A 17,902-nucleotide genomic window follows, 5' to 3' on the forward strand; every position below is an offset into this window, starting at 1 on the left:
AGAGCACCTTATTTGACGATAGCGCGAGTGAGCTTGCTTGTTAACAAACTTTATCCATGAGTCAGCAACGTGCCATACATCGATGGACGACGATCACGGAAAACGCCCCATTGCTGACGTTCGATAGCCAGTTGTTCTAAGTCAAAAGTCGTACTAAGTATCTGTTCTTTATCTTTAGATGCTTCTTGGATGATCTCACCGCGGCCATCAGTAATAAACGAGCTACCATAGAACGCCATGACGCTATCGTTTCCGTTTTGAGTAATTGTCTCAGTGCCAATACGATTGGCTGCTACGACTGGCATGAGATTAGCAGCAGCATGACCTTGCATACAGCGCAGCCAATGACCTTTTGAGTCGATGTCCAATGTTGGCTCATCACCAATCGCAGTCGGATAAAACAGTATTTCTGCACCCATCAATGCCATGCTACGAGCGCATTCAGGGAACCATTGATCCCAGCAAATACCGACACCGATTTTGGCATACTTGGTTTGCCAAACCTTGAATCCAGTATCGCCAGGGGTAAAGTAGAATTTTTCGGCATAAGGAATGCCATCTGGTATATGAGTTTTACGATAAGTGCCGAGTATCTCGCCATCGGCATCAATCACGGTCACGCTATTAAAAAAGGTATTGCCTGATTTTTCATAAAAGCTAATAGGCAATACTACCTCTAAGTCTTTAGCCAACTGTTTGAAGTGATTGATGGCTGCATTATCCTCAACTGCGGTCGCAAGGGTAAAGTAATCAAAGTCATGAACTTGGCAGAAGTAAGGCGTTTCAAACAACTCTTGTAGCAAAATGATATTGGCACCAGCGTTGGCGGCTTTGGTGACCAAGTCAGTAGCAGTGGCAATATTTTGTTGTATATCCCAACTACATGCCATTTGAGTCGTAGCAACGGTAACATTTCGCATGGTCTAAATCCTTGTCGTATTTATTAGTGAGTACCACATAAAAGGGCTGTTTTTATTGACTAACGAACAATCTCTCATTGTCCGTTAGTCAATGATTACAATAATAGCGCTAAGGTTGGCTTAAGCCATCATATAACCCAATCCTAAGAAGGTGACGACGGATAAACCCGCGCCGAGCATGGCATAGGGGAACTGGGTAAAGGCATGCTGCATAGGGGAGCAGCCAGCACCTTGCGCGGCAAGTAGCGACGAATCACTAAAGAAGCAAGCATGACTACCAAATGATGATGCTGATAACAATGCGCCAATCATAAGGGGAGTGCTAACGCCTAGTGCAATAGAGATTGGAAAGACAATCGGCATGGCAAGGACATACAGCCCCCAGCTTGATGATGTGGCAAAAGTTAAAAAAGCCATGACGGCAAAAATGACGGCAGGGAAAATAATAATGGTCATATAAGGCGTGATAGCTTCAATCACATATGAGGTCATACCAAGTTCATCATTAATGGCTTTTAAGAAAAAACCGCCGATGACGGTTGAGAGCGGATAAAGCATGACTTTAAAGCCTTTAAAGATGGCTTCAACTTGCGTCTCAAAACTTAAAATGCCTTGCATCCAATAGACAACGACGGTCACAAAACAGGTCAATAATGCACCGCGTAATAGATCGATTTCGAAGTAGACCGTCGAGACAATTAACAAAATCATTGGGAAAGCAAAGTTTGCGATATTGGCTTTGAACGACAGCTTACGCTTGGCTTGGACGTTTGAGATCAGTTGCTCTTCGACAAAGGCTTCAGGAACAGGATTACCCGCTTTGGCGCGTGCCTCGGCTTTTTTCATCGGTCCCCAGTCACCCAAAATGCCATAGGCGACCAAGAATACAATCAAAAGTGCAAACCAAGCATATGCCATATAAGGAATCGCGCTGATATAAAGCCCAATACCTTCGCCATCGCCAGCCACACCGTTTTCTTCTAAAAGACCGGCAAAGTAGACCGCCCAAGTAGAAATAGGCACGATAATACACATCGGTGCGGCGGTTGAATCGACGATATAAGCGAGCTTCTCACGAGAAACGTTATAGACGTCAGTGAGTTTTTTGACGGAGGTAGATACGGCTAGACAGTTTAAATAATCATCGATAAAAACTACGACGCCCAAAGCAAAGGTAGCCAATAATGACTGACGGCGCGACTTAATGATTTTTTGTAGCCATTCACTAAAGCCATCTAGACACCCACTAATCTCCAGCAGTTGAATAAGACCACCCATTAGACCACAGACAAGAACAATCCAAATAATGGTCTCATTACCCAGCACCATCGACATGTTGTCTGCAAAAGGGGAGACCAAATCAAAAGGATTGAGCATCACGAGGCCAGCGACACAGCCTGCGATCATGGATTCGAATGGTCGCCTAGAGACAATAGCAGTGACTAATACTAATAAGGTTGGTAGTAAAGATAAGGCGCCCCAAGATTGGTCTGGGGCACGGTTGGTAGATAGCCAAGCAAAAGCCAGATAGATGACGACGGCTACTATGACGGTAAGAAATACTCGCTTATTATGATACTGTCCTTCGACCGCATCATTGAGCTTCATGTTCATATTTACGCTCCCTGTAAAACCTCATTGTTTTTTTAAACAAGCTCTATTCTATGGTTGACGCGCGACAGACAGTAGGACAGTAGCGAATCAACTGTCTATCGCGCCCTATCACAACAATCCGTTGCTATGATAGGTCACTGTAACGACCGCTTTTAAAATAAAAATACTTTATTAAATGTTTATTATTCAAAGTTTTTATGCGTTTACATGCCAGTGGTTTCTTTTAGCGCATACCACCATGAGCCCATGACAGAGTAAGGGACTCGCAGCGCTCGACCACCTGGGAATGGAATCCAAGGAATTTGTGCAAAAGCATCGAACTCTTTGGTTTTACCATTGATGGCATCGGCTAATATTTGTCCAAATAGATGCGAGCCTGTCACGCCATGACCACTATAACCATGGGCGAAATATACTCGCTCATGTAGTTTGCCCATTTGTGGTACGCGAGAAAAAGACAACGCAAAGTTCCCACTCCACGCATAGTCAATTTTGACATCACGTAACTCTGGAAAAATCTTAGTCATGTTTGGTCTAATTTTAGCTGTGATGTCAGCTGGGTCTTGACCACCGTAGACTGTACCACCGCCAAATAACATGCGCTTGTCTGCTGAGAGGCGATAGTAATCAAGAATATAGCGGACATCTTCGACACAAACATCGGTTGGCAGTAACTGGTCTGCTAGATCACCCAGCGGCTCGGTGGCGATAATTTGCGTCGATACCGGCATGACACGGTCAGTCAGTTTAGGGATCACTTTATTGAGATAGGCATTGCCGCATAGCACCGCTTGTTTACAAGTCACGGTGCCAAACTCGCTGATGACTTTGATAGCATCGTCAGCATACTCAATATCAACCACTAAGGTGTTTTCATAAATGGTGCCGCCGCCTTGCTCAATGGCCGCTGCTTCACCTAGGGCAAGATTCAATGGATGGAAGTGTCCACCAGAGTGATCGATGACCCCGCCCACATAAGCATCTGATTTTATATGCTCTTGGATACCGCGCTTATCGAGCATCTCTCTATCATGCATACCATGGCTTTCCCACAGTGCATGCGTTTCTTGTAAATCTTTTAGCTGACCATTATTTAATGCCGCAAAGATGTTTTTTTCTTTGAGATCACAGCTGATACCGTAGTCTCTAACAAAACGACGAATGATTTTGCCACCGCGGGTCACGAGTTGACCGACGAAGTTTGCATTTTCTTGACCATAAGACTTTTTAATTTTTTGTAGGCTGGCATTTAGACCATTGACAATTTGACCGCCATTACGACCTGATGCGCCCCAACCAATTTGCGCGCCTTCTAAAACCACGACTTCATGATCGGTTTCAATGAGATGCAGGGCAGTGGATAAACCACTATAGCCGCCGCCAACCACACATATTTCCACTTGGATGTCATTTTTTAGCGTTGGTCTATCCGGCTTAGGATTACGGCTGGCTGCATAATAGCTATCAGGATATTGCCCTTTGTCTGAATAATGCGGGATATTGCGCGTGTTATTCGAAGATAGGTTTTGATTCGTTACTGTGTTGCCGTTTAAATTGCTACTTGAGTTGCTATTTGACATATCAAACATCCTGTAAATAGGTGAGGTATTCAAGGTTGGTCACTTGCTGAGCAAAGCGTTTGGCTTCTTGCTTTTTGACTGCGATCAACAGCTCAATCATCTCGCTTGGGAACAGCGAATCAATCACATCACTGCTTTCAAATTTGCGGATGGCGGACAGCCAGTCAAGTGGCAAGGTCTTAAGTTCTGCTTCGTCATAAGTAATGCTATTGATAGGTTCTGGCGCTTTCAGCTTGTTTTCGATGCCATAGAGCATACCTGCCAGTACCGCACTACAGACCAGATAAGGATTGGCATCTGCCCCAGAGACACGGTGCTCGATACGCCGTGCTTTTGAGTCACCACCAGGGATACGTACTGCCGCCGTGCGGTTTTCATAACCCCATGACACATTGTTTGGCGCTAGTGTACCGGGTGTAAAGCGGCGATAAGAATTCACATGTGGGGCAAATAACAACGTGCAATCTGACATGGTCTTTAACAATCCAGCGACTGCATGGCGCAAGATATCTGAGCCTTCATCTGACCCATCATCAAAGACATTATTGCCGTCTTCATCTAATAAGCTGCAATGCACATGAAAACCATTCCCCGACTGTAGACCAAAAGGTTTTGCCATGAATGTCGCAGTGAGTTTACGGCGAGCAGCGACGGCCTTGACGACCTGTTTGAACAAAATCGCATCGTCCGCGGCTTTTAGTGGATCGTCTACGTGTAATAAATTAATTTCAAACTGACCACAGCCATTCTCTGCCAACGCGGCATCTGCTGGGATATCGAGCTTTTTGCACTGTGCATAAACTTCGTCTAAAAATTCATCGAATTGTAATAGATCATTGATACTCAAAATTGAGGTTTTATTCAGTCTTAGCCCGCTTTTGGGGCGGATAGGTGGTCTTGGGGTTTCGCCTTCAGTATAGTCAACCAAATAAAATTCCAGCTCAGTGGCCATCACTGGAGTCAAACCAAGCGCTTTGAATTTTTTGCTGATGTAATCCAAAACGTGTCTGGCATCACCGTAATAAGGCTCGTTATTTTCTGTATAAAGCCAAACGGGCAATAGCGATGAAGGCGCACTGGTATTGAGAAGTGGATAGGCGGCACGACCCGTAGGACGGGCAATGGCATCTATATCGCCATTACATTGAGAAGACTCGATGACATCAGCACCCCAAATATCAACGCCTAAGATAGATAAAGGCAATCGTATCGCACCGTTTTCTGCTTTTTCCATTTGATTGAAAGGGATGCGCTTACCACGAAGTAAGCCATTAATATCACCTGCCGCAACATAAACGTATTCTGTGTTGTTTGCAGATTCGACCATTCCATTGGTTGTCGTCATGTCTATTCTTCCTATGAATTTTTAGAATTACTGGGATTATTGTCAATACGGATACTGCTGGCGCATCGTCTTTTAGTGATATTTCTGACCAATACTTGGTAAAACAGCGATTGATTACCTCTTATTTAAACAGTCTTTATGTTTCTCAAAACAGATTTTATTAATAATATGAATTCTTTAGATTTCGCTGTTCTTAGCCCTTAACATCGAGATATAAACGTCAACCCTTGTTTAATGTCTCGCTGATGACTTCCAATATATGTGTGAAAAATATAGTTGTTAATTTTTATTTAAAATTATCTTAAATTAATACATTTTTCCAATTTTATTATTAATATCGGCAATATTGAAATTTATAGTTTACATTTTATGGGGTGCTGTGTTAAATTTTAGCTAAATAAAGGATTGAGCAATATAGACGATGAGGTCTATTTGTTATAACTAGGGAAGACGGTATGAAAAATTCTAGACCTATTATTGCTATTGTTTCTTGTCATAAGATGGTTGATGGGCAGCCAGCACAAGCGGTGTATCAAAAATATATCGATGCCGTGAATTTTTATGGTGGCAATCCCATACTGCTGCCAAACACTGCTGCCGATAGCGAAAACTTTGAGGCGCTACTGAATATCGCAGATGGGATTTTGTTAACGGGCAGTTATAGTAACGTGGCACCAACGCGTTATGGCGCGACGCATATCGAAGCGAAACAAGACTTGGGTCGTGATGAGCTGAGCTTTAAATTGTTGGATTATGCAGACAAGACTGGCACTCCGCTATTGGCGGTTTGCCGAGGTTTGCAAGAGATGAATGTGCATTTTGGTGGCACGCTACATCCTGATTGGCGGGAAGTAGAGGGGTTTTATGAGCCACATTTAGAGGACAATACTCAGCCACTTGAAGTGCAGTATCAGCCAGTTCATGACGTGATTATCCAACCTGCGGGTCGACTGGCGGCGTTTGGTGAAAAATGGCACGTTAACTCGCTACATAAACAAGCAATCAATAAAGTAGGCGCGCGTTTATTGGTTGAGGCTCTAGCGCCTGATGGTTTGGTCGAAGCTATCAGCTTGTTGCAACATCCATTTATGATTGGTGTACAATGGCATCCTGAGTTAAATTATGCACAAGACGACTTGTCCAAATTTCTATTCACGGAATTCATTCACTATGCCAGCAAAACCCAAACTGAATAGCACTACTGAAGGCAATGTAGACAATGCCAGCACTGACATTGATATTAATAGCAGCATTGACGCTGATGTCGCCAGCGATAAGGCGGCTGATATCGATAAAGATGACGACACCAGTGGTGATGATGAAGATGAGCTGACAGACTCTGAGACAGCGATGTCAACCGAAAATGACGAGTCGCCAGAAGAGGATATCGGTAAAAAGATCAATCAGCTGCGCCTCGCAAAGGGCTACTCGCAACGTAAGCTTGCGAAATTGTCGGGATTAACCAATACTTCTATCAGCTCCATTGAGCGCAATAAAGTCAGTCCAGCAGTGAATACGCTAAAGGCAATTTTGGCGGTATTGGGTTCTGATTTAACCACGTTTTTTAGTGATGAATGGAAGGAACCAAAGGCGAGAGTCGTGGTAACGCCAAAGGATTTGTTGGAGTTGAGCGAACCGAGTAGCAGAGTGTCGCTAAGACAGGTATATAACTGTAGTACCACCAAGAATTTGGGTTTTTTGATTGAGGTGTATCAACCGAACAGCTCAACGGAAGAAAAAATCGCCCACGAAGGTGAAGAGATTGGCACCGTTATTGAAGGCAAGATTCTTATCCGTATCGATGAGACGACGTATCTATTAAACCAAGGGGATAGCTACGTGATTGATACCATTCGCCCGCATACTTTTATCAACCCTACTGATGGCGTGACTCGCATTGTTAGTGCGCACACCCCGACGACTTATTAGGTGAGCATTTTAATAGCCATTTAAGTTGATGTTTAAATAGCCATAGTGATTTCCCGCGCGGCTTCTAAAAATAGAAGCCGCGTTTTTTTGTATGAAATAATTCATTGTGAAAACATGCCCCAGCAAGCTGTTAGATATTAGCCTAAGTAATAAAGTGGTAGGCTTACGGGTCTTTATGATTTTGAAGCGTTTCTGAGTCAGTAAGCGGATTTGATGGGTTCATCGCTTTAGGTTTTTCTTTGATAAGCTTTACTTTGGTTTGTTTATCGGCTGGTGCAAGCGCGACATAAGCAGACTCAGGCTTCTTACTAGTGGGTTTAGAGGATTTTTTTAGCGTCTTGTTAATTCTTTTAACAGCAGCGGCATCGCTTGCAGCTTGTTCCTCTGCGAGCGAGTCGTCGTATAAACCTTGATAGACAGCAAGGGTTTCTTCAATCATCTCACGCATGGTGAATTTATTGGTCATTTCAGGCCGTGTGATGCTTTCTAATTGATTTCTCACGGCTTTACATAGCGCATTGGCATTGTATTTTTTGACCAGCCCTTGAGGATATAGCGGTTGTAAAATCTCACTAAATGCGGCCTGATCCCAACCAATAACGGGCGTACCTAAATGAATCGCTTGTAAGGCGTTGATGCCGATTGATTCAGGCTCATTAGCAAGCGCCATGACGATATTGGCGGCTGAGAGCCATTCACGCATGTCATTACGTTTGCTACCTACATAAGTAATTCGATCAGCCAACCCTAATGTATTGGTGCGTTGGCGGAAATCTTCGTGCGCGACATCACCATCTCTATAATCATCATCCATGATAATGACGTGGATGTTAGGGAACTGCTCTTGCAAGTTGCCCAAAATATCAATCAGCCATTCCTGACCATATTCGTTGCCAATAATGGTTGGAAATACCAGCCATTTTTTATGCTCAAGCTCAGGATATTCAGCAAAAGTATGCCGTAACCAATAAACAGATGGATTATGACGATAAGGATAGCGGCGCGTATCGATACCACGGTAGATGCGTTTGATGACTTTAGGGTCTGCATCTTCTCGGCGCAGGCCTTTTTTTAGATAATTGGTCACACTATCGGAGACGGTAATGATGGTATCGACATCGAGTAAGGCTTGAGAGTACTTATTGATCGGATAAAAACCATACATGGTTGACACTAGCTTTGGTATCCGCTTGACGCGGGCGCGGCGCAATGCCAAATGCAGTATCCATGCAGGTGTGCGTGAGTGCACATGGATCACGTCAGGATCGTACTCTTCAATCAAACGCCGCAGCGCCGTGACTTGTAGTAACGATAGCCAAGACTTTTTATTCATATATAGCTGATGATAGTTATTGCCATCACGCTTGAGGCGTTTGACCAGATCATTATCTTCGTCGGCGCTAGAGACGATGATGGAGGTATGGCCATTTTTGACCAATGCGCGCCCAAGATGAAAAATACCGCGCTCGGATTCATCATGCTTTAAAGATGATAATAAGCGCATAACTTTCATAATGGCATTGGTGACCAGTTGATAATAACAAGTGGCTATTGTCAGTTAAAAGCCGCCAAAACTCAACCATCAAGATAAAAAGATAAGGTTATATGGTCGAGTTTCTAAGGGAGATACGCATAAAGGCTTGAATCGAAGGATAAAAGTCATTAGCGACGTTTCTGTAAATGCTCAGCATTGGGCAGTACTTGCTTTTCGCTTAAGTATTTCCAATAGCGCTGCGGCAAGTATTGCTTATGCAAACGTGGGTTTTTACGCTCTTTGATGTTGACGTTAGTAAAGTAACCTTGCCAAAATTTTTGATAGCGCTGCTCATCCTCGCTATGAATGCTGGCAGGATTGCGCAGCACGGTATCATCTAAATCAGTGATGGTTTGTAGGGCAGCGGGGCGTTTAGGCGTACTTTTGCTTTTATCATAATAAATGCCATAGCCACGGGATAAATCATAAATCGCCCAGTGTTGGTCTTGGTAGCGCTGCCGAAAATGCTCGCCAATCAGAGGCAATACATTAAAATCAGGCTCCACTCGCGCAAAATAGATATCGTCAGTGGTATGCTCAAAACGTACAAAGGCTTCCATACGATGTTTCTCACGACCGACCGATTTGACAGTTTGCACCAGCTCTAAGACATTGAGATTACCCAAATCCTCCATAATATGGCGGCTAGGGTAGTCAATGGCATATTTGACCACTTGAAATAAAATCGTACCAATATCATCCTTCTCTGATAAAAACCCCCAAAGTAAATTGCGCATACCTGAACGACCTAATAACTTATGAAGCTTGGTCAGTACGCGTTCGGCATTGTCTTCATCAGTAGTAACGCTAGTCGCTTGTGCGATTAATGAAGGTACATAGCAGTCTTGAGCGATTAACTGTAGAGAATCATCGTTTTGCAGTTTATTGGCATAGACATAAAATACCGCACTCAGCCAACCCTCAAAACTTGGCTCATAAAGCACAATATTGGGCGTTAATTGCCCCAGATGATAAGGTTGGGTTTCAGCGATTTCTGACAATGACTGCGACATTATTTATCCTAATTTGCTGTCTCAAGTTGCTCTAATAGTGGTGGCTCACTTTATCAATAATCTTGATGCTTAAAACAAAGCCATTTGCCCATTACGCTGGTCTTTATACTTGGTCTGCGTCTGTGCCAATACATATTGCCGGAAGTTATCACGCGTTAAATGCGCTAAATGTTCGTTCTTACCCGTCGTCGCGATAAAGTATTTGGCGCGATTGACCGCCGCGCCCATCTTTTTCAGATGATAAAGCGTCAACTGATTAAACTTGCGCGCCTTCACTATTTTTTTAGCCGTCTTGGTGCCGATACCGGGTATACGCACAATCATCTCATAAGTGGCGGTTTGAATATTAACCGGAAAATGCTCACGGTGGCGGATTGCCCAAGCAAGCTTTGGGTCGCAGTCTAAGTCTAAAAATGGCGAGTCAGGTTCAACGATTTCATGCGCGCCAAAACCATAAAAACGCATCAGCCAATCCGCTTGATACAGACGGTTTTCACGTATCATCGGCACTGGCGTTCCAATAGCTGGCAGGCGACTGTCGGACAACATCGGTACATAGCCAGAATAGTAGACACGCTTAAGATCGTACTGTTTATAAAAATGACTTGATAACTGAATAACTTGCAAGTCAGTCTCGTTACTCGCGCCAACAATCATCTGACTGGTTTGACCTGCTGGCACAAATTTTGGTGCTTTCTTATGGGTTTTACGGCTCTCTTTGATCGTAATGATTTCAGTTTTAACCGTTTCCATCGGTGCTTTTAATTCATCATGTGATTTTTCTGGGGCGAGCAGTGCTAGACCTGATTTGGTCGGAATCTCAATATTAACGCTGAGACGATCAGCGTATAATCCCGCTTCTAATAGCAGTTCTTTTGATGCACCGGGAATGGTCTTTAAATGGATATAGCCATTAAAGCGTTCACGTGTCCGCAATATCTTAGCGACCTCAACCAGTCGCTCCATCGTATAATCGCCACTTTTAAAAATACCTGAGCTAAGAAACAGCCCTTCGATATAGTTACGGCGATAAAACTGCATGGTTAAATCAACCACTTCCTCGACGCTAAAAGCAGCGCGCGGCGTGTCATTGCTTTTGCGTGAGGTGCAATAAGCGCAATCGTATATACAGTGATTGGTTAAGAGGATTTTTAACAAGCTGACGCAGCGACCATCTTCGGTATAGCTGTGGCAAATACCAGTAGCGGAGGCATCGCCAAGACTACCACCTTGGTTTTTGCGCGTACCAGCGGAGGAGGAGCAAGAAACATCATACTTAGCAGCGTCCGCTAAAATATTGAGCTTGCCTTGTAGTCGTTCGTAATTGATGGTTGCCATAAGCGGTACTGACCAATACATTAATGAATAACTATTTTAACAAATTTAGCCTTAAGTCATTGTATTTATGAGTGAAATAGTAATTTTATACGACAACTGTTGTCGTGCTATTTATGAGATTTTTAATTAAAGGAGCAGGGATTAGGTAATGTTTGAACCACTTCCTCTGAGAAGTGGTTTTTGATAATCAGACGTCCTTTTTTATCGAACTCAGCATCGTACTTGGGATAAATCGCAGATTCACTATTGCCATGAGTTGAAGATAAGGCTACCTCCTTATCGGAGAAAAAATGACGGGCAACCCAGAGTTTTTGGTCATTGTTATACTCAACACTACACTGACTTTTTGTATCAAAGTCAAAGTATAGGTCAAAATTTTGTTTTTTATCCCCACGACCAAATAGTATATTAGTGCCGCACGGACTACCACAGCCGATATAGACATGATAAGTATCTTTATCGATTCTTTTGAGCGAAGTATGGTTCCAGCCGTAGCCACCCATGTCATCCATAAGCACGGTTTCTATTACTTCGCCATTATTTAAGGTTTCGCTTTTAAGGATATAACCATCATCGCAATATTCATGACCGTCTTTACTCATATATACAGTACAAATTTTCGACATATAAAAGCTAGCATCAAATTTTGGTTCGGCAGCTTCAGCCCAAGATATAGAACTCAAAATACAGCTATAAATGATAAAAATCAATGAATAGAGAGCAGTAAATTTATACATGCGAATAATGACCAGATATTTGTTTTAAGTTAATAGCACTATAGCAAAAGGTTGGTTGTTAAGAAATAAAGTACAGGCATAAAAAAGGTCTTGCTGACTAGGAAATTAGCCGGCAAGACCTTTTATTAATTTTAAGATTAATTAAATAACAATACTTTTCAAATCTAAACTTTCAAATTTAATTTTTACTGAACCTTCGCACGTATAACAACCGTTTGCGGTGCGTTAGCAGGAAGATCTACCAAGTTCCATTTGAGTCCAGAGTAATTTTCTGTGATGACTACAGTGTTGCCAACTTGTTGGATAGTCTGATAACTGTCGCCACCTGTTGTCGCAAGCGTGGGTAGTGGGCTATTCAATGATACCAATTGCACGCCATTTGGTAGTGACACCATGGCATTGATGTCAGTGACGGGTTGTGCCGTGGTATTGGTATAAGTGGTGTGGTATTCGATGATGTCGCCAGGTGCGATATGGTTCGCAGGTACAGCCACTTCGCGACCATCTTTGTTTTTTAATATTTTCATCACTTTGGTTTGTGCATTCACCACATCAGGCGTACTAAAGGTCGGGGTCAGTTGCAGAGCATCTAAAGACGTAGATACTATTTGCGTCGTTGCAGGTTGGTTCGTCACTATGGTTGTCGTTGGCGTATTGATGACTGGCAATTGGGTAGCCGTCGTCACAGGCAATACTTGTGTCACGCTAGTCGTCGGCACGGCTATGACATCAACGTTGCTTGTTTGATTGGTCATCTGGTTAGTCACAGGTACGCTCGTAACCGTGGTGCTGCCTTGGGTGACGACCGTACTGCTCGCACCATTACTGGCTACTTGGCGAACCGTATAGCGAGGAACGTTAGTTACTTGAGTCACCGCATAAGGCATGCCGTCTTGCATAGTGATGCCGTGTGGTGTCGCTGTAATGGTCGCGGTTTTACCGTCAGAATACTGCTCAACGACGGTAGTGCTACTACCAGCAGACGAAGTGATGGCGATCTCAGGCGCAGCATGTGCGGTAGATACCGTCAATAAAGCGCCTGCTAAGATTGTTGGAATAGCAGTGCTTATCACACTTTTTTTGACGAGGCTGTGCTGGGTAAACGCCTTCTTATTTATAGTCAGTAACGCTGGCATATCGATGTGTATGGTCATAATAGATTCCTTTAAAATAACAGTAAATAAAGCCGCTAATGTAGTAGCAGAAAGCAAAGCGTAAAAAATAACGCTTAGAAAACAACACCTAGAAAACAACACCTAGAAAACAACACCTAGAAAAGAAAAACCCCGTCAAATGAGCATGTAAACCATGTCAAATAACGAGGGTAAAGATACTAATGATAGCCAACGTTCGCTATCTCTCCATCATTATTTTAGTCAGTTGCTAAGCACTTATGTCTAATGCTTAGAATAAGACAGTTGTAATAGGCACAAGGCTCAGCATCTATACTCGAGCAATTATGCGCTAAAACAAACAGACTAAAAAAGCAGCGTTGTGTAAGTTCTGCTCTATTCATAATGAGGTTGTGTACTGCTTTCTACGCTCATTTGCTAGGCGAATTGCCAGCTGATTCACGTTAAAATACTGCTGTCATCAAAAGCTTTTTATTTATCAAAGAATTGCTATCAAAGGCTTTCTATTCAGATATTTCTCAAATCGGGAAAATTAATCGTAAATCACTTTCATGATTTCGTATTCGACCACGCCTTTTGGCGTTTCAATACGCGCTTCATCGCCTTCAGACTTACCAATCAAACCACGTGCGATCGGTGAATTGACTGAGATTTTACCCGCTTTAAAGTCTGCTTCGTCATCACCAACGATTTTGTATTGTTTTTCTTCTCCGGTGTCCATGTTTTCGATAACGACGCTCACGCCGAATATCACACGACCATCTTTTGGTAATGTTGCAGGATCAATCACTTGCGCGCCGCCAAGTTTGGCTTCGATATCACGGATACGCGCTTCACAAAAACCTTGCTGTTCGCGAGCTGCATGATATTCAGCATTTTCTTTTAAATCGCCATGTTCACGAGCTTCAGCGATAGAAGCAGTGATGCGTGGACGGTCGATACTTTTTAACTGTTTTAATTCGGCTTCTAGAGCCGCATGTCCTTGCGGAGTCATGGGATAACGTTGCATGTTTTTTCCTTAAACCAATAACACCACACCATCTCCTACTCTTAGTGAATAGTGAGATGGTGTCAGTGTTATTGCAATGAATATGTGAAGATATAAAAAGAATGAGGTTTAGACTGCGTAACAACTAAACACGCGCTTATCTGTGAGCATGGATACACTGACAAACAAGGCACTTTAACCTTACGTAATAAAAAGCATAGTCGCAGTTTAGCCACTATGCTTTTTAGGTCTATCTTTTTAAAACTTTATTTTTTTGAAGTACTGCTTTTTTAAGCCGTACGTTTTTTAAAGCACTACTGTTATATAAAAATCGATAACAAGTTTTGCATCCGCTGTTAAACGAGCGTTGCCGTTATGCTTAATCTACTGAAATTATGCTGCTAAGTCAATAGAGCCAAGCAATAGTCTTTGCTTGTTCGTGCAAATCTTGTAGCTTATAGACCTCAAACGGTAGGTCAATGGCATAAGATTTACAAACCGCGTCTGCCGCCCCTAAAGTCGTCACATAAAACACTTTACCTTGCAGGGCGCTACGGCGGATAGAGAATGAATCCTCTTGTGCTTGTTTGCCTTCAGTGGTATTGATAATAAGGTCGATTTTACCATTTTTCAAGGCATCGACGATGTGCGGGCGACCTTCGGTAACTTTATTGATTTGCTTGCACTCAATACCGGCGTCGCTCAATATTTTTTGCGTACCAGTGGTTGATACAATGTTAAAACCAAAGTCAACAAGCTGGCGAGCGATAGGGGCGATTTGTGCTTTGTCACTATCACGTACTGAGATAAAGACAGTTTTGGTTTCGCCTTCGGTCGGTAGACCTGGCAGACGCTCATTACTACCGATAATGGCTTTATAAAATGCTTCGCCAAAGGTTTTACCGACGCCCATCACTTCACCGGTTGATTTCATCTCAGGGCTCAAGATTGGATCAACGCCAGGGAACTTCGCAAACGGGAATACCGCTTCTTTGACCGCAAAAAATGCCGGAACGATTTCAGTGGTAAAGCCTTGGTCTTTTAATGAGGTGCCAGCCATACAGCGCGCCGCGATTTGCGCTAAAGAAGTACCAATACATTTAGAGACAAACGGCACGGTACGGGCAGCGCGAGGGTTCACTTCTAAGATATAAATCGTTTCACCTTTTACGGCAAACTGTACGTTCATTAAACCTACAACACCAAGCTCTTTTGCCATGGCGACCGTTTGCGCGCGCATCACATCGCACAGCTCATCAGACAATGAGTAAGGTGGCAATGAACACGCGGAGTCACCAGAGTGCACGCCAGCTTGTTCGATATGCTGCATGATACCGCCAATCACGACGTCAGTACCATCGCTAACGCAGTCGACATCGACTTCGATCGCATCGTCTAAGAAGCGATCTAGTAGGACGGGCGCTTCGTTCGATGCTTGAACCGCCGTACGCAAATAGTGTCTTAACTCGTCTTCGTTATAGACAATTTCCATCGCGCGACCACCAAGTACATATGATGGGCGTACTACCAACGGATAGCCAACGTCTTTTGCCTTGACCAAACCATCTTCTAAGCTCGTCGCTAAAGCATTGGTTGGTTGGATAAGGTTCAATTGCTGAATCATATGCTGGAAGCGTTCGCGGTCTTCTGCGCGGTCAATCGCATCTGGGCTAGTACCAATGATTTTTACGCCAGCAGCTTCAAGAGCGCGAGCAAGTTTCAATGGTGTTTGACCACCAAACTGTACAATCACACCATCAGGATTTTCGATACGGACGATTTCTAACACGTCCTCTAACGTGATTGGCTCAAAATATAAACGGTCAGAGGTGTCATAATCGGTCGAAACCGTTTCAGGGTTACAGTTGACCATGATGGTCTCGTAGCCGTCTTCGCGCATCGCAAGTGCTGCATGAACGCAGCAATAGTCAAACTCGATACCTTGACCGATACGGTTAGGACCGCCACCGATAACCATGATTTTCTTGTTATTCGTTGGATTGGCTTCACATTCGCTATCGTACGTTGAGTACATATAAGCGGTACTGGTAGCAAATTCTGCGGCACAGGTATCGACGCGCTTATACACGGGATAAACGTTTAAGTCCCAACGCTTTTTACGTAGCTGCTTTTGTGAGACACCAAGGAGTTTTGCTAAACGCAAATCTGATAAACCTTTACGTTTAAAGCTGCGTAAGTTCTTCTCAGTTAAACCACCAAAACCTAACGCTTTGACTTGAGCTTCAGTTTTCACGATATCTTCGATTTGTACCAAGAACCATGGATCGATTTTGGTTAAGTTGAATACTTCATCGACGCTCATACCGATACGGAAAGCATCGGCAATATAATAAATGCGTTCAGGCGTTGGAATGGTTAAGCGATTGGTGATTTCGCTACGTGCCTTTTCAATGCTAACTTTCGATAAGTCAATTTGCTCATCAAAACCATCATTGCCAGTTTCCATACCACGTAATGCTTTTTGCATCGACTCTTGAAAGTTACGACCAATCGCCATGACTTCACCAACCGATTTCATTTGGGTTGATAAAACACTATCTGCTTGTGGGAATTTTTCAAAGTTAAAACGTGGGATTTTTGTGACCACATAATCAAGCGCAGGCTCAAAGCTGGCTGGCGTTTTGCCACCTGTAATGTCATTTTGCAATTCATCTAGCGTGTAACCAATGGCTAATTTCGCCGCGATTTTAGCAATCGGGAAACCAGTGGCTTTTGACGCCAATGCTGATGAGCGTGACACACGTGGATTCATCTCGATGACGACCATACGACCAGTATCAGGGTTAATACCGAACTGAACGTTTGAGCCGCCTGTTTCAACGCCGATTTCACGCAGTACTGCTAATGAAGCATTACGCATGATTTGGTATTCTTTGTCGGTCAAAGTCTGTGCTGGCGCAACGGTGATTGAGTCGCCGGTGTGCACGCCCATTGGGTCAAAGTTTTCAATCGCGCAGATGATGATGCAGTTGTCGTTTTTGTCACGAACCACTTCCATCTCATACTCTTTCCAACCGATTAATGATTCATCGATAAGGAGCTGATGGTTTGGTGATAAATCAAAGCCACGCTCACAAATCTCGATAAATTCATCACGGTTATACGCGATACCGCCGCCTGAGCCGCCCATGGTAAATGATGGACGAATGATACAGGGATAGCCCATTTTTTCTTGGGTTGCAAAAGCTTCTTCCATCGTCTCAGCGGTTTCAGCGCGTGGACATTCAAGACCGATACGCTTCATTGCTTTATCGAACAAGTTGCGATCTTCCGCCATCTCGATAGAGTCTTTGGTCGCGCCAATCAATTCGCAGTTATACTTGGTCAAGACGCCATGCTTGTCTAATTCTAAGGCACAGTTTAGCGCCGTCTGACCACCCATGGTTGGCAAGATCGCATCAGGGCGTTCTTTAGCAATGATTTGCTCAACGGTCTGCCAAGTAATTGGCTCAATATAAGTCGCGTCCGCCATGGTAGGGTCAGTCATGATGGTCGCAGGGTTTGAGTTGACCAAGATGACGCGATAGCCTTCTTCTTTTAGTGCTTTACAGGCCTGTGCACCCGAATAATCAAACTCACATGCTTGACCGATGACGATAGGACCTGCGCCTATGATAAGAATGCTTTTTATGTCGATACGTTTTGGCATAGTTAGGGCTACCTTCGTTAGTATGATATTTTAATTGATTTATATTCGGCTAAACTCGTATTTGAACAGTGCTATATTTTAATAAAACAACACTTTAATAA

13 protein-coding genes are annotated in these 17,902 nt (G+C 43.5%); 2 read left to right on the forward strand and 11 right to left on the reverse strand.

What is annotated here, in order from left to right:
• Positions 1 to 50: 50 nt before the first annotated feature.
• The 4 genes from aguB to ACP7AE_RS08005 all read right to left on the reverse strand — a co-directional run bounded on the left by aguB (position 51) and on the right by ACP7AE_RS08005 (position 5,459).
• Positions 51 to 920, reverse strand: a complete 870-nt coding sequence (aguB, locus tag ACP7AE_RS07990; RefSeq protein ID WP_426242369.1) for an N-carbamoylputrescine amidase — start codon at positions 918 to 920, stop codon at positions 51 to 53.
• 120 nt (positions 921 to 1,040) lie between these two features.
• On the reverse strand, positions 1,041 to 2,534 hold the full coding sequence (locus tag ACP7AE_RS07995; protein WP_426242371.1) for a Na+/H+ antiporter NhaC family protein: 1,494 nt from the start codon (positions 2,532 to 2,534) through the stop codon (positions 1,041 to 1,043).
• 203 nt (positions 2,535 to 2,737) lie between these two features.
• The gene (locus ACP7AE_RS08000; protein WP_426242373.1) at positions 2,738 to 4,114 is read right to left on the reverse strand and encodes an NAD(P)/FAD-dependent oxidoreductase; all 1,377 of its coding nucleotides are present in this window, start codon (positions 4,112 to 4,114) and stop codon (positions 2,738 to 2,740) included.
• A gap of 1 nt (position 4,115) precedes the next feature.
• Positions 4,116 to 5,459, reverse strand: a complete 1,344-nt coding sequence (locus tag ACP7AE_RS08005; protein ID WP_426242375.1) for a glutamine synthetase family protein — start codon at positions 5,457 to 5,459, stop codon at positions 4,116 to 4,118.
• Positions 5,460 to 5,914: 455 nt separating this feature from the next.
• Here ACP7AE_RS08005 and ACP7AE_RS08010 point away from each other — a divergent pair, with 455 nt between their 5' ends.
• Complete coding sequence (locus ACP7AE_RS08010) at positions 5,915 to 6,655, forward strand: gamma-glutamyl-gamma-aminobutyrate hydrolase family protein (protein WP_426242377.1); 741 nt, start codon at positions 5,915 to 5,917, stop codon at positions 6,653 to 6,655.
• Positions 6,630 to 7,388 (forward strand): cupin domain-containing protein, encoded by a 759-nt coding sequence (locus tag ACP7AE_RS08015; RefSeq protein WP_201539884.1) that lies wholly within the window; start codon positions 6,630 to 6,632, stop codon positions 7,386 to 7,388. The genes ACP7AE_RS08010 and ACP7AE_RS08015 overlap by 26 nt, the downstream gene beginning before the upstream one ends.
• 163 nt (positions 7,389 to 7,551) lie before the next feature.
• Here ACP7AE_RS08015 and ACP7AE_RS08020 read toward each other — a convergent pair whose 3' ends face one another.
• The 7 genes from ACP7AE_RS08020 to carB all read right to left on the reverse strand — a co-directional run bounded on the left by ACP7AE_RS08020 (position 7,552) and on the right by carB (position 17,801).
• A complete protein-coding gene (locus ACP7AE_RS08020) occupies positions 7,552 to 8,901 on the reverse strand; it encodes a glycosyltransferase (protein WP_227676403.1) in 1,350 nt (449 codons plus the stop codon).
• 149 nt (positions 8,902 to 9,050) lie between these two features.
• Complete coding sequence (locus ACP7AE_RS08025; protein ID WP_426242380.1) at positions 9,051 to 9,935, reverse strand: TIGR03915 family putative DNA repair protein; 885 nt, start codon at positions 9,933 to 9,935, stop codon at positions 9,051 to 9,053.
• Between the two features lie 69 nt (positions 9,936 to 10,004).
• Complete coding sequence (locus ACP7AE_RS08030; protein ID WP_426242382.1) at positions 10,005 to 11,273, reverse strand: putative DNA modification/repair radical SAM protein; 1,269 nt, start codon at positions 11,271 to 11,273, stop codon at positions 10,005 to 10,007.
• A 122-nt stretch (positions 11,274 to 11,395) separates the two neighbouring features.
• The gene (locus tag ACP7AE_RS08035; protein ID WP_426242384.1) at positions 11,396 to 12,010 is read right to left on the reverse strand and encodes a hypothetical protein; all 615 of its coding nucleotides are present in this window, start codon (positions 12,008 to 12,010) and stop codon (positions 11,396 to 11,398) included.
• Between the two features lie 185 nt (positions 12,011 to 12,195).
• On the reverse strand, positions 12,196 to 13,164 hold the full coding sequence (locus ACP7AE_RS08040; RefSeq protein ID WP_426242386.1) for a hypothetical protein: 969 nt from the start codon (positions 13,162 to 13,164) through the stop codon (positions 12,196 to 12,198).
• A 511-nt stretch (positions 13,165 to 13,675) separates the two neighbouring features.
• On the reverse strand, positions 13,676 to 14,152 hold the full coding sequence (gene greA, locus ACP7AE_RS08045) for a transcription elongation factor GreA (RefSeq protein WP_045445504.1): 477 nt from the start codon (positions 14,150 to 14,152) through the stop codon (positions 13,676 to 13,678).
• Between the two features lie 385 nt (positions 14,153 to 14,537).
• Entirely contained in the window at positions 14,538 to 17,801 is a 3,264-nt protein-coding gene (carB, locus tag ACP7AE_RS08050; protein WP_426242388.1) for a carbamoyl-phosphate synthase large subunit, read from the reverse strand.
• Positions 17,802 to 17,902: the final 101 nt, after the last annotated feature.

It is taken from the genome of Psychrobacter sp. TWP2-1-2, from assembly GCF_049896785.1.
In the GTDB taxonomy this organism is placed as follows: Bacteria; Pseudomonadota; Gammaproteobacteria; order Pseudomonadales; family Moraxellaceae; genus Psychrobacter.

Excerpts from the sequence above, each read along its gene's own strand:
- aguB (WP_426242369.1), bottom strand. The coding sequence starts at position 920 with ATGCGAAATGTTACCGTTGCTACGACTCAAATGGCATGTAGTTGGGAT.
- ACP7AE_RS07995 (WP_426242371.1), bottom strand. The coding sequence starts at position 2,534 with ATGAACATGAAGCTCAATGATGCGGTCGAAGGACAGTATCATAATAAG.
- ACP7AE_RS08000 (WP_426242373.1), bottom strand. The coding sequence starts at position 4,114 with ATGTCAAATAGCAACTCAAGTAGCAATTTAAACGGCAACACAGTAACG.
- ACP7AE_RS08005 (WP_426242375.1), bottom strand. The coding sequence starts at position 5,459 with ATGACGACAACCAATGGAATGGTCGAATCTGCAAACAACACAGAATAC.
- ACP7AE_RS08010 (WP_426242377.1), top strand. The coding sequence starts at position 5,915 with ATGAAAAATTCTAGACCTATTATTGCTATTGTTTCTTGTCATAAGATG.
- ACP7AE_RS08015 (WP_201539884.1), top strand. The coding sequence starts at position 6,630 with ATGCCAGCAAAACCCAAACTGAATAGCACTACTGAAGGCAATGTAGAC.
- ACP7AE_RS08020 (WP_227676403.1), bottom strand. The coding sequence starts at position 8,901 with ATGAAAGTTATGCGCTTATTATCATCTTTAAAGCATGATGAATCCGAG.
- ACP7AE_RS08025 (WP_426242380.1), bottom strand. The coding sequence starts at position 9,935 with ATGTCGCAGTCATTGTCAGAAATCGCTGAAACCCAACCTTATCATCTG.
- ACP7AE_RS08030 (WP_426242382.1), bottom strand. The coding sequence starts at position 11,273 with ATGGCAACCATCAATTACGAACGACTACAAGGCAAGCTCAATATTTTA.
- ACP7AE_RS08035 (WP_426242384.1), bottom strand. The coding sequence starts at position 12,010 with ATGTATAAATTTACTGCTCTCTATTCATTGATTTTTATCATTTATAGC.
- ACP7AE_RS08040 (WP_426242386.1), bottom strand. The coding sequence starts at position 13,164 with ATGACCATACACATCGATATGCCAGCGTTACTGACTATAAATAAGAAG.
- greA (WP_045445504.1), bottom strand. The coding sequence starts at position 14,152 with ATGCAACGTTATCCCATGACTCCGCAAGGACATGCGGCTCTAGAAGCC.
- carB (WP_426242388.1), bottom strand. The coding sequence starts at position 17,801 with ATGCCAAAACGTATCGACATAAAAAGCATTCTTATCATAGGCGCAGGT.